At 59.2% G+C, this 12202-nt stretch carries 10 protein-coding genes and 3 pseudogenes; 10 read left to right on the forward strand and 3 right to left on the reverse strand.

All coding sequences use genetic code 11. From position 1 onward, the window contains the following. From M3I54_RS35165 to M3I54_RS35200, 8 genes and pseudogenes are all read left to right on the forward strand, one after another. A pseudogene (locus M3I54_RS35165) lies at nt 1-144 on the forward strand (IS701 family transposase); the annotation flags it as partial. Nucleotides 145-250: 106 nt separating this feature from the next. After that, a pseudogene (locus M3I54_RS35170) lies at nt 251-988 on the forward strand (efflux transporter outer membrane subunit); the annotation flags it as partial. A gap of 64 nt (nt 989-1052) precedes the next feature. Further along, the gene (locus M3I54_RS35175) at nt 1053-2213 is read left to right on the forward strand and encodes an efflux RND transporter periplasmic adaptor subunit (RefSeq protein WP_254344109.1); all 1161 of its coding nucleotides are present in this window, start codon (nt 1053-1055) and stop codon (nt 2211-2213) included. Between the two features lie 76 nt (nt 2214-2289). After that, on the forward strand, nt 2290-3846 hold the full coding sequence (locus M3I54_RS35180; protein ID WP_254344111.1) for a DHA2 family efflux MFS transporter permease subunit: 1557 nt from the start codon (nt 2290-2292) through the stop codon (nt 3844-3846). A gap of 261 nt (nt 3847-4107) precedes the next feature. Continuing rightward, nucleotides 4108-4908: an SDR family oxidoreductase gene (locus M3I54_RS35185; protein WP_254344172.1), complete on the forward strand. Its 801-nt coding sequence runs from the start codon at nt 4108-4110 to the stop codon at nt 4906-4908. Nucleotides 4909-5073: 165 nt separating this feature from the next. After that, entirely contained in the window at nt 5074-6453 is a 1380-nt protein-coding gene (locus M3I54_RS35190) for an aldehyde dehydrogenase family protein (protein WP_254344114.1), read from the forward strand. A gap of 149 nt (nt 6454-6602) precedes the next feature. Next, nucleotides 6603-7622, forward strand: coding sequence for an alcohol dehydrogenase (locus M3I54_RS35195; protein ID WP_254344116.1), 1020 nt, complete (start codon nt 6603-6605; stop codon nt 7620-7622). Between the two features lie 113 nt (nt 7623-7735). Then, a complete protein-coding gene (locus M3I54_RS35200; protein ID WP_254344117.1) occupies nt 7736-8056 on the forward strand; it encodes a hypothetical protein in 321 nt (106 codons plus the stop codon). Between the two features lie 389 nt (nt 8057-8445). On the opposite strand, the gene M3I54_RS35205 is transcribed toward M3I54_RS35200, so the two are convergent. Both M3I54_RS35205 and M3I54_RS35210 read right to left on the reverse strand, forming a co-directional pair. Continuing rightward, the gene (locus M3I54_RS35205; protein WP_254344173.1) at nt 8446-8883 is read right to left on the reverse strand and encodes a hypothetical protein; all 438 of its coding nucleotides are present in this window, start codon (nt 8881-8883) and stop codon (nt 8446-8448) included. 254 nt (nt 8884-9137) lie between these two features. Continuing rightward, nucleotides 9138-9395, reverse strand: a pseudogene (locus M3I54_RS35210) (DUF3331 domain-containing protein); the annotation flags it as partial. A gap of 697 nt (nt 9396-10092) precedes the next feature. Here M3I54_RS35210 and M3I54_RS35215 point away from each other — a divergent pair. Next, complete coding sequence (locus M3I54_RS35215) at nt 10093-10590, forward strand: DUF6436 domain-containing protein (protein ID WP_254344120.1); 498 nt, start codon at nt 10093-10095, stop codon at nt 10588-10590. Between the two features lie 84 nt (nt 10591-10674). After that, nucleotides 10675-11292 carry an SCO family protein gene (locus tag M3I54_RS35220; RefSeq protein WP_254344122.1) on the forward strand — a complete coding sequence of 206 codons (618 nt, stop codon included), beginning with the start codon at nt 10675-10677 and terminating at the stop codon, nt 11290-11292. Here M3I54_RS35220 and cyoE read toward each other — a convergent pair. Further along, entirely contained in the window at nt 11289-12185 is an 897-nt protein-coding gene (gene cyoE, locus M3I54_RS35225) for a heme o synthase (RefSeq protein WP_254344124.1), read from the reverse strand. The two genes, M3I54_RS35220 and cyoE, sit on opposite strands and share 4 nt — an antisense overlap. Nucleotides 12186-12202: the final 17 nt, after the last annotated feature.

Below are 12202 nucleotides of genomic sequence, written 5' to 3' on the forward strand. Positions count from 1 at the left end.
GCGTATGGGTTTCTGATGGCTCAACGACTCAGAATGCAATCAGGTGGACATGGTAAAAAAAACTTCCTTGAACGCGCGCTGCCTGCCCTTCCCTCGGATTACATCCCCCGGGGCAGTCCAGCGCGCTCAGCGCCACGTTCCTGATTCCATTACTACATTGCGCATCCTGCTTGGACAAGGGCTCATGCAACGATGGCTTTCTTGCTGTACGACAGTAGATCGCGCAGTTACTTATATGACACAGTAGTACTACCAACTGGGTGCGTTGCTTGGCAAGGGGCCGGACCGTGGATTGACGATCGCGCAGCCATCGCCAGGAGACGTTGCCGAGTTCGCGTTGCCGGACAACCTTCCCGCCGACCTCATTTCACGCCGGCCGGACATCGTGGCGGCCTACTGGCAAGTGGATGCAGCCGTTCACGATGTGAAGGAAGCGAAGGCCGAATTCTACCCGGACATCAATCTTTCCGCAGCTGTGGGACTCGTCGCGTTCGGCTGGGGACGGTTCCTGACGGCCGGTAGTCGTCAGCTTCAGGCGGGACCTGCGATTCATCTGCCCATCTTCGATGCAGGTGCCTTGCGCGCCCAACTGAAGGGCCGCTATGCAGATTTCGATTACGACGTCGCGACCTACAACCAGACTCTGATCAACGCTCTGTCCGATGTCTCCACGCAGGTCACGCAGATCCGCTCGGACGACCGTCAGCTGGTGGACGCGCGGCAGGCGCTGGACGCGCAGACCAAGGCGTATCAGTTGGCATTGGTTCGCTACAAGGCGGGGTTGAATCAGCAGTTGCAGGTGCTGAATGCGGACGACAACCGTCTCGCTGCCGAAACGGCAGTCGTCAACCTCGAGATGGGCCGCCGCGACAAGCAAATAGGCCTGATCAAGGCGCTCGGAGGCGGCTTCAATGCAGCGCGCGAGGGCCTTGCGGCAAACACCGAAACACCGATTCCCGCGCCGTACGATGACGTCGCTACCCACTGAATCGACCGACTGGCCGTCAGGCGTGGTGACGGACGGCCTACGTTCAACTTTGCCGGAGCTATCGATGAACACCCCTCAGCCACCGTCGGCCAACGAGCCGGCAAAGAAACCCGGTAAGCGCAAATTCCTGCTTGTACTGCTTGTCGCTTCCCTGGCGATCGCGGGGGCTGCGTATGGTGCCTACTATTTCCTCGACGCGCGCTATCACGTGGACACTGACGACGCCTACGTGAACGGTAACGTCGTGCAAATCACGCCCCAGATCACGGGCACTGTCATCGGGGTCAATGCGGACAATACGCAAATCGTCAAGAAGGGCGAGCCGATCGTTCAGATTGACCCCGCGGACGCCAGGATTGCCTTGCAACAGGCCGAGGCCAATTTGGGTCAAACCGTTCGCAGAGTCCATGGCCTGTATGTCGACGATGACAAATTTCGTGCAGCTATCGCCGAACGCCAGACGGATCTTTCGAAGGCACAGGACGACTTGAAGCGCCGACTTTCCACAGGCATGACCGGGGCCGTGTCAGACGAGGAGATCTCGCACGCCCGCGATGCCGTCAGGTCGGCTCAAGCGGCGCTAGATGTTGCCCGGCAACAGCTCGGTGCCAATCACGCATTGACGGCCAATACGTCGATCGAGAACCATCCGGACGTACTGGCGAGCGCCGCACGAGTCCGCGACGCCTACCTGGCTTATGCACGCACCACGTTGCCGGCACCCGTCACAGGATATGTCGCACAACGAACAGTTCAGGTGGGCCAGCGAGTTTCCCCTGGCGCAGCGCTGATGTCCGTGGTCCCACTCGAGCAGGTTTGGGTCGATGCGAACTTCAAGGAGTGGCAGCTTCGTCATATCCGGGTTGGACAACCGGTCGAGCTGACCGCCGACGTATATGGCACCTCTGTCGTCTATCACGGCAAGGTGGTGGGCTTTACGCCGGGCACCGGGTCGGCCCTGGCGCTGTTGCCGGCGCAGAACGCGACGGGTAACTGGATCAAGGTGGTGCAACGGCTCCCGGTGCGGATCGAGATTCTGCCTGAGGAGCTGGAGAAGCATCCGCTGCGGGTGGGGCTGTCGATGAACGTGGATATCGACGTTAAGGACTCTGCTGATCCGCGGCTCGGCACCGATCCGGCGTCGACGTACAACACCGACGTATTCGCAAAGTACGGCGACGAAGCGGATTCGGCGATCGCACGCATCATCGCGAAGAACGAATGAGCTTCTCTCATTGGTCCGGGGCACGTGAGAGTCGCTGTGCCCCGCTCGTCAGACACGCGATAGCAGGACTATCACCATGACCACCGAGCAACTGAACCACCCGCCGCTTACGGGGGCGACACTTGCGTTGGGCTCGCTAAGTGTGGGCCTTGCGGGCTTCATGACCGTACTTGATTCGTCGATCGCCAACGTCGCCATTCCGACCATCTCAGGAAACCTGGGTGTATCGGTCGACGAAGGCACGTGGGTCATCACCGTATTTGCCGCCGCGAACTCCGTATCCATACCCTTGACCGGCTGGCTGACCCAGCGGCTGGGCCAGGTACGCCTGTTCGTCGGTTCGATTCTGTTGTTCGTCATGGCGTCGTGGCTGTGCGGAATTGCGCCGTCACTACCGATGCTGCTCTTTGCGCGCGTGCTGCAGGGCGCCGTGGCCGGACCGCTGATTCCGATGTCCCAGGCGCTGCTGCTTAGTTCCTGGCCCAGGGCGAAATCCTCACTGGCCCTCTCGCTATTCTCGATGATCATGGTGGCCGGTCCGATCGTGGGGCCGACACTCGGCGGTTGGGTGACGGACAGCTATAGCTGGTCATGGATCTTCTATGTCAATATCCCGGTCGGGCTATTTGCTGCCGCAATGGTGTGGACGCTGTATCGTAAGCGCGACACGCCGACCCGAAAGCTTCCCGTCGATGTCGTCGGACTGCTGCTGCTGATCGTATGGGTGGCGGCGCTCCAGATAATGCTGGACAAGGGTAAGGATCTGGACTGGTTCTCCTCGAACACGATCGTTATCCTGACTATCGTTGCCGTGGTGGGGCTGGCGTTCTTCATTGTCTGGGAGCTGACGGACAAGAACCCGATTGTCGACCTGACGCTCTTCAAGCAGCGTAACTTTCTCGGCGGTACGGTTTCGCTTGCCGTTGCGTATGGCGTCTTCTTTGGAACGCTGGTGTTGCTTCCGCAGTGGATGCAGGAGTATCTGGGTTACCGGTCATTGGATGCAGGGCTAGCGACGGCGCCACTGGGATTTTTTGCGGTGATCGGCGCACCGATCATGGGGAAAATTCTGCCGCGTTCCGATGCACGCATCATCGGGACATGCGCGTTCGTCAGCTTCGCGATCGTCTATTACATGCGTTCGTTTTTCTACACGGATATCAGCGAAGGCTACATCGTCCTGCCGACCCTGCTGCAAGGCATTCCGATGGCGCTGTTCTTCGCCCCGCTGACCACGATCATCCTGTCAGGGCAACCGCCTGAAAGAGTGCCCGCAGCCGCCGGCGTCTCCACCTTCGCGCGCATGTTTTTCGGTGGCGTCGGCACGTCTATCGCGGGTGTCGTGTGGAACAACCGGACGATCATGCACCATGAAATCCTGACGCAGCAGTCAAGTCCGACCAACCCGATGTTCAACGCGCAAATCGATGCCTACCATTCGTTGCTTGGTCTGGGAAGAGGCGCGTCGTATGCATTGTTCGATCGTACGGTACAGACACAGGCGGCTATGTTAGGGCTGAACGACGTGTTTTATGCCGCGGCGGTCATCATGATCGTCATTATCCCGCTCATCTGGATCACCAAGCCAGGCAAGGGTGGCGGATCGAACGACGCCGCTGCGGGCACGCACTGACAACGTGGATTGGGCGAGCGCCGATGATCGCCCTCGCCGACCGCATCATACGAAACGCAACAACGCGTTGAAATCATCCGAACCTCAACAACCGCTCAGGTCTTGCCAGCGTCGAGGCGAATCAGAAAGCCGAGTCGGTGCACGTCCGTTTTCCACCGGACGTGTCCTAAACCAACCCGAATTCCGTCATTTCTGTTCCGACGAAACAAAACCAGAATGCAATCACGCGTTTATCAATCACCTTCGCAACGGAGTGAAATCATGCCCCAGACACACCAAGGTACAGCCCTCATTACAGGCGCGTCGTCGGGTCTCGGCGCAGTCTACGCAGATCGACTGGCACGCCGTGGCTACGACCTGATTCTGGTCGCCCGAAACCGCGACCGGCTGATCGCCCTCGCCGACCGCATCACGAACGACACGCGCCAAAGTGTTGAAATCGTCGACGCCGACCTCAGGGATGGCGTGGCGCTTGCCGCCGTTGAAGAGAAACTGAAACAGGACGCAAGCGTCACGCTGCTCGTCAACAACGCAGGTGTGGGTACGCATACGCCGCTGCTGGAAAGCGATATCGACGCGATGACCCGGATGATCGATCTGAACGTCACCGCCCTCACCCGCCTCACGTACGCGGCTGTCCCGGGCTTCATTGCGCGCGGCACGGGTGCAGTGATCAACATCTCGTCGATCGTCGCGATCTCGCCAGAGACGCTCAACGGCGTCTACGGCGGCAGCAAGGCCTTTGTTCTCGCCTTCAGCCAGTCGTTGCACCACGAACTCGCTGACAAGGGCGTACAGGTGCAAGCCGTGCTGCCCGGAGCAACCGCCACCGACTTCTGGCAGAGCGGCGGGCTCCCGATCGAGCATTTGCCCGAAGGAATCGTCATGTCTGCCTCTGACATGGTGGACGCGGCTTTGACGGGCTTCGACCGCCGCGAGCTCGTCACCATCCCGTCATTGCATGCCGGCGAAAAATGGGAGGCCTATGAAGCCGCCCGGCGCACGATGTCGCGCGATCTGTCGAACGATGTCCCTGCACCGCGGTATGCAACAGCACTGTAAGTCCCAGAAATCAAACTTCCACCTTACCCCCGAGGAAAACACCCGGTCGCCCCCGAAAATCCTTCGCCGCGAAGGAAGCCCCCGCGGGGGCTAGTCCCCCTCGGAGGGACCCGGCACACAGTAGCGACAGATGTGAACGCGCAAAGAATGTTCAAGGACCTAAGCATGAAAAGATTCCAGAGTGTTTTCGACGCACAAAAATCGTATTTCGCCAGCAATATCACTCGTTCCTATGGATGGAGAGTCGAGCAACTTGAACGCATGGGGCGGATGATCTCGGAAAACGAAGATGCATTGCAAAAGGCAGTTGCCCATGACTTCAAGACAGCGAGCCAGGAGTATATTTTTGAAACAGCTGCCTGCATCGTTGAAACCGAATACCAGAAAAGCCAGCTGAAGGACTGGATGACGCCGACTGAGATGCCCATTCCCAAGGCACTTGCCGAGTCCGGTCATAAGGGTGTCGTCTATCGCGACCCCTATGGCGTCGCGCTCGTCATCGGTCCATACAACGGTCCCCTCCTGCTGCTGCTCCGACCGGCGATTGCGGCGCTAGCTGCCGGCAACACCTGTGTCCTCAAACTCAGCGAGGCATTACCAGCAACCTCTAGCTTGCTCCAGGAGCTTGTCGAAATCTATTTCGATTCCCAGGCAGTCGTCGCTGTTCGCGGCAACCGCGAGGAAATTGGAGAGCTTCTGAAATTGCCCTTCGATTTTATCTTCTTCACGGGCAGCACGAAGGTGGGCAAAATAGTTGCGCACGCGGCAGCCGAGAACCTGACGCCTGTTCTTCTCGAACTTGGCGGGCAGAACCCTGCCATCGTCGATCAGACGGCGAATATTCCGGATGCAGCGAAGAAAATAGTGTGGGGAGCAACGGCATGGGGAGGCCAATGGTGCACCTCGCCTGGCTATGCTTACGTGCACGAGTCGGTCGCAGAAGCATTTGTCGCGGAAGCCCAAAAGAGCGTCGTCGAGCTTTATGGGCTGGACCCCAAGAGTAACCCGGATTACTCGCGCATCGTCAGCGCGAAGGAGGTATCGCGACTTGCTGCGCTCCTTGATCCAGCCAAAGTCGTATACGGCGGCTCGTCCGATCCAGAGGCTCGCCATCTTGACCCGACCATTCTCTATCCCGTTTCGTGGGATGACGAAATCATGGAGGACGAGATTTTTGGACCGATCCTGCCGATCCTGACTTACAAGTCGTTGGACGAGGCGTTTTCAAAAATTTCCGCCAACCCGCATCCACTAGCCGCCTACATTTTCAGTCGGGATCAAGCGACCATCGATCGCTTTACCAGCGAACTGTCATTTGGCGGGGGTGCGGTCAATCAGGTCAATATCCACCTCTTCATCGCAACCATGCCGTTTGGCGGGGTTGGTCCGGCAGGGATTGGACACTATTACGGTAAGTATGGCTTTGACATGTTGACACACGCAAAGTCCATGTTGATTTCACCGGCGAATGTCGCCATCGACCATCTTTTCCCTCCCTATTCGGAAGAAAAGAACCAGACACTTTCCCTGTGGTTCAACTACTGAAGTCATGTCCAAACCACACACCTCGATATCACCGGCCCTATAAGACATTCGTGCGATACCGCATCCATGCCGTCGCGCGCGTGATTCACACCCGGGCCATCGCTGTGTTGGTAGCTGACTCGCAATCAAGCTGATTTGGAGGCAAACCCGTGGAACTCAGATCAACCTATCGCGCAGTCCAGGCGGTCAGCCCAGGGCGCCTGGAACTGACGCAGAAGACACTGCAAGCTCCGGGGCCCGGCAAGGTGCGCATCCGCATCGAGGCGTGCGGAGTCTGCCACTCTGATGCCGGCACAGTGGAAGGCCTGTTTCCGATTGATTGGCCGCGTGTCCCCGGCCATGAGGTCATTGGGCGAATCGACGAGCTGGGTTCCGGCGTCCAGGGTTGGGCCGTCGGTCAGCGCGTAGGTGTTGGATTTCTTGGCGGCTCTTGCGGCTACTGCGCGTTTTGCCGTAGTGGTGACTTTGTGAACTGCCGGAATCAGGAATATACCGGCATTCATCATGACGGCGGATACGCCGAAGTGATGATTGCAAAAGCGAGCGGACTCGTATCGGTTCCTGACGATCTGTCCTCGGTCGATGCGGCACCGTTGCTATGCGCAGGACTGACGACGTTCAGCGCTCTGCGAAACGCGCCAGCGAAGGCCGGTGATCTGGTCGCAGTGCTCGGTATCGGCGGCCTGGGTCATCTGGCCGTTCAATATGCCCGGCATATGGGCTTCGAGGTGGCAGCAATTGCGCGTGGCCGCGACAAGGCTGACCTGGCAACGAAGCTTGGTGCCCACCACTACATCGACAGTGCTGCGAGTGACCCAGCGCAGGCACTGCAGTCGCTCGGCGGTGCCAAGGTCATTCTGGTCACGGCTGCCGGCGGTAAGACCACCGCGGCGACCTTCAAGGGCCTGCGCCCCGGAGGTGTCTCGATCGTACTCGGGGTCGGTTCCGAGCCGATCGAAGTCTCGGATACGGATCTTATCTTCGGGAGCCGGACACTCGCAGGCGCGCTGACGGGCGACCCAGCTACTGGCGACGCAACACTGCGGTTCAGCGCGCTCAGCGGCGTCTCCGCGATGATCGAGAAGGTCCCGCTCGAGGAAGCGGTGAAAGCGTACGAAAGAATGAAGACTGGCAAAGCACGGTTTCGCATCGTGCTGACGATGAGCTGACCGCAAGAGATTGAGCGCTCGAATGCTGTTCGTCCCATCTACAAATGTTGTTGTTATTGCCGAGAACCACCATTCGGCTGACTAAAGCAATTTTTTCTTCGGAGTGTAAAGTTATGAAGAACCTGCTGACGTTTGCTATTGAGGCCCATGGCGGCCTAAAACGCTGGAACGAGCTATCGGAAGTATCGGCCGACCTGGATGTTGGTGCCCGTTGGCAAGAATTGGATTCCAGGGAGCATGACTCCGGTCATTCACACTACCGCGCGCCGGCGGGGTGTTCTGATCCGCGCGGTCGACAGCGTCGATGCGAAATGCCCGGGAATCGCAATGTGCATCGCGATCCTTACTGCGTTGCTGTATTTTCACCTCGCAAGCGACCCAGCAATCTCGACCCCGCGACCGTGCACATGCATGTGACCTCGCCTACAAACTGATCTCGTCGCTTTCCGGGAGATCTGCCCAGCGATGCCGATCTCGCGTCGCTCAAACCCACTCATGTGCTTGTCGCTTGCTGCCTGTGCGCTATCGATGGCGGCCTGCGCGACTACGTCCGGTGTCACCACTACGGACAAGGCGAATGTGTTTGCCGTCGCCGTCACCACGCGGGGCGCTCGGTTCTCGTGGGCCGAAGCATATCGAACGGCAGTCGGCCGTGCCCGAGACTACTGCGCACAACGTGGCATGCAGGTCAGCGCGAAATTCGATTTCGTACGAAGCGGACGTGAACCGGAAAAGCAGGGAACGGAGTTGACCTTCGCGTACCGCTCGACATTTCGACCGCACAGCCCGACCGGTTGAGGGGCGGCGGGCGGTCGAAGGCAAGCTATATCTCACAAACGACGGCCGACATGACGAGCGGCATGACTTCCTTGACTGTCGCCGGGCTTCCCGTTTCACGAAGGCGTTCGCTAACCGCCTCTTTCCCTGCCAGGACGACAACACCATAGACCTGGTGGGACAGATCACCTCCACCGCTCTTCTGGGCGAACATCTCGTCGTTCGGGGAGAAGCCAAAGACAGCCCGCACCTTGAATCCGAGTGCAGTCAAGTTTTGATTCGGCCTCAGCCGATACGCGTTGACCGAGTTGCCTGACACATTCATCGGTAGCGGATCGATCTCCTTTTCTTCGACCAGCTGTTCAATGAATTCGTGGGCGCCGAAATGGCAATCCAGCCTGCTACCAATCTCGTTTGCGTCAATCACATTCGAGACGAGCACTGAGCCGACCGCGGCACATCGAAGCAAATGAGAGACTTTCACGAGCAGCAATGCGAACCTCCAGGAAACGGCGCTGCTGCGCGGCGCCGGAAATGCGGAAGTGAATCCGGACTACACGCGAGATCCGGATCCCGTTGACTTGACTCCCGCGCTGCGAAGTCTTGCGCCAGCTAGTCGCGCTCGATGGACTCGTCGTCCCCGTCCTGCGCAGCCTCACACTTAGGTTGGTGAGTCAGTCGCCGGCGTTCGCGCGTCAACCGGAATTCCCTTGGCACTATTTCGAATAACCTGAATGCCTCCACAGAGATCATCGCCGATCCGTTCGCCGGCACGGGCCGCTCGGCCGGGCGAAATACGGCATCGCCGCGTCGGATTGCTCGTTGCGACACAACGCACACTCCCGACACCCTCGCGGAACGACGACGCCAACGTTGCTCGCCATAGTGGCATCGACCGGGCTCCACCCATCGGATAAGGAGTATGTTTTCAGACTGTTCGAGAATTTCGACCTGGACTCGTGCAACGTCTTCTGCAGCGTACTCTCTCGTCCTCATTGGCTGCTCCTGGAATCAAGCCGTTTAACTGATTCGCGTACCCTCCCGCGTGTGCCCTGCCGCTCACCTCGCCACGGAAATCGCGGGTTGGTACAGTTGTAGCCGATCATCGCCGGGAACAAGAGGCCAATCGGGACCAGCATGAACGCGAAAGTCACCCATCCGATGCCGTCAGTGGACAGCGGGGCATGACGGAAACTCTACGTTGCACGAGGCGCACCGGTCCATTGCACAATGGTTTAGGTAAACCTTCGTACCGGTGGCACGAAGTGCCATCTCATATGTAACCCAAAGTGCAATTGCGACTGCGCGGGGCTTGCTTTAAATTCATTCGTAGACGGAAGCCATGATGTGGACTTCATCAAAGCAGCTGGCTCGATCGACGCGAGAGACTACATGGAGGGCCTTTCGCCACGGTTGGCACACAGAGGCCGAAGTCTGGGAAACTCGCACTACCCTGTTGCGCTTTGCGGGCGGCAACCGACTCGTCGGCCACACCGTCTATGGTCGGTTCCGCCGCTGATTACAAGCCTCGATACCTCGCCTGCCGCACATGTTTCCAGCCAATACCGGGGAACCCCCTCAATCAACCGCTCCCCTGCTGCGTCGCCGCCCGGTCATCCTGTTTCTCTGTGCAGCTGTATGCATACTGGTCGGGACCGGCGTTGCACTGTGGCGATACTTCGGCGTTGGTGGAGTGACCAGTTACTCGAATCACGCTGTTCTCTTCCGAGACTTCGACCTGCGTCTGCCGCCGGACCTGGCAGGCAATACCGGACACATTCGTGTCGTGCATTTCTGGGACCCCGACTGCGCAAGCTGTAACGAGAATACCGACGCCCACCTGAACTATCTCATCACGATGTTCAGAGGCGCGGATATTGACTTCTACAGCGTGCGCAAGCCCGGTACCCACGGACAGTTACCGGCCTTTCTGCGAGGCAAAGTCAAGCCATTACCGGGAATCGAAGGAATGGAGCGCATACCGGCCAGTCCCGCTATCGCAATTTGGGCTGCGGATGGAAAGCTCGCCTACGCGGGACCCTACAGCGCGGGTCTTGTCTGCAGTTCGAGCAACAGTTTCGCGGAGCCGATTCTCAACAGGCTGGTCGCAGGGGCGCATGTCGAGCCTGCTCCGATGGTCGCCGTCGGCTGCTATTGCCCGTGGAATACCGCCCGCGGCCAGCACGCATAGAGGCGTATCGTTGGTCGCGCTAACGACACGCTGCGCTCCGCAGCGACCAGCTTCGCCCCTGCCTCCCACTTATGGAGTTTCAGCATGTCCGAGGCCATGAAACGCCGTCCGTCCCAAAGTGCTCCGTCACCCCGTCGCCGCCGTCTGCTCGGTGCTGCGCTCCTGCTCGCCTTGGCGGCGTGCGGCAAAAGAATCTCATCGAAGCTGCACGGTGTCGACCTGTCCTCGATGAAGCTACCGGGGACGTTCCATCTGCGCGATACCAACGGCAATCCGCGAACGCCGGAAGACTTCCGGGGCAATGTGGTCTTGCTTCTCTTCGGATACACGCGGTGTCCGGACGTGTGTCCGGCGACTCTAGCTCGCGCGGCACAGATCAAGCGGCTGCTTGGAGATCAGGGAAACAGGCTGAAGGTCGTCTTTATCACGGTCGATCCTGAGCGGGACACACCGGCAATTCTGGAGGCCTACACTGCTGCGTTCGATCCGACGTTCATTGGACTATACGGAGACGCTCAGCAGACAGCAGAGGCCACCCGATCCTTTGGCGCGTATTACCGCAGAGTCTCATCCGGCAACTCGTATACGATGGAACACTCGGCACTTGATTACATAATCGACACCACGGGCGTGGTGCGCTTCGCGCTGCAGTATGAGGAAAGTGCCGAGGACAGCGCCAAAGACCTGAAATTTCTGCTCTAATTCCTCGCAAGCAGCGCGAGATGGGTCGGCGGTTGGGGCTGGGAACTGTCCACCGACATCGCGGCGCTCAATACGCTCACGATGATGATCGACGCAAAGAAGATCTTGCGTGCCCATCTGTCCTCGTTTGCCGCGGTGCGTCCCGCAACGCCAAGCCCGAACCAGTACAACCCCGCCACCAGCGCGGCGAGCATATAGATCTTGCCAGCATAGCCGAGGAAGCCGAGCGTCAGCGTGGCCACCGTAAAGGCGACAATGTAGGCCAACATGTGGCGCTTCGCGGCCGCAAAACCGCGGACAACCGGAAAAACGGGAATCGAAGCCGCGCGATAATCCTGGGCCCGGAAGATGGCGATCGCATACGAATGCGGCATCTGCCAGAGACTAAACATGACTAGCAATGTGACGGCGGCAGCGTCGAACCTGGTGCTCGCCGCACAGTATCCGGCCACTGGCGGTATCGCACCGGCAATGCTGCCGACCAGCGTCCCGTAAATCGAATTGCGCTTCATGTAAAGGCTATACAGCCCGACATACACGGCGTAGCCGAAGAGTATCAGCGCGAGGGGCAGCGCGCACCGCGTGCCCGCGTAGAGCACGCCCATGCCCGCGAGACCGAGCACGACGCCATACAGCAACGCGAACGGCACCGATACGCTGCCGGTCACCATCGGGCGATTGCGTGTCCGGGCCATCAGGCCATCGATATCCCGGTCGATCACGTTGTTGACCACGCACCCGGACGCGACGACCAGCATGACGCCGACGGCCACCAGACCGCCCCGGAGCCAGTCGACGCTGTCGTGCGAACCCAGCAGAAAACCGCCCGTGGCGGCGATGAGATTGCCGATCACGATGCCGGGCTTAGTCAGTTGCAGGTAAGGTCGATACATGGTGCGGGGTGTTCTTC

This window comes from Paraburkholderia sp. CNPSo 3274, assembly GCF_024206475.1.
GTDB lineage: Bacteria > Pseudomonadota > Gammaproteobacteria > Burkholderiales > Burkholderiaceae > Paraburkholderia.

What these genes read in the sequence shown, in the direction of transcription:
- M3I54_RS35180 (WP_254344111.1), top strand. Translation starts at nt 2,290, where the DNA reads ATGACCACCGAGCAACTGAACCACCCGCCGCTTACGGGGGCGACACTT.
- M3I54_RS35220 (WP_254344122.1), top strand. Translation starts at nt 10,675, where the DNA reads ATGTCCGAGGCCATGAAACGCCGTCCGTCCCAAAGTGCTCCGTCACCC.
- cyoE (WP_254344124.1), bottom strand. Translation starts at nt 12,185, where the DNA reads ATGTATCGACCTTACCTGCAACTGACTAAGCCCGGCATCGTGATCGGC.
- M3I54_RS35190 (WP_254344114.1), top strand. Translation starts at nt 5,074, where the DNA reads ATGAAAAGATTCCAGAGTGTTTTCGACGCACAAAAATCGTATTTCGCC.
- M3I54_RS35200 (WP_254344117.1), top strand. Translation starts at nt 7,736, where the DNA reads ATGAAGAACCTGCTGACGTTTGCTATTGAGGCCCATGGCGGCCTAAAA.
- M3I54_RS35185 (WP_254344172.1), top strand. Translation starts at nt 4,108, where the DNA reads ATGCCCCAGACACACCAAGGTACAGCCCTCATTACAGGCGCGTCGTCG.
- M3I54_RS35175 (WP_254344109.1), top strand. Translation starts at nt 1,053, where the DNA reads ATGAACACCCCTCAGCCACCGTCGGCCAACGAGCCGGCAAAGAAACCC.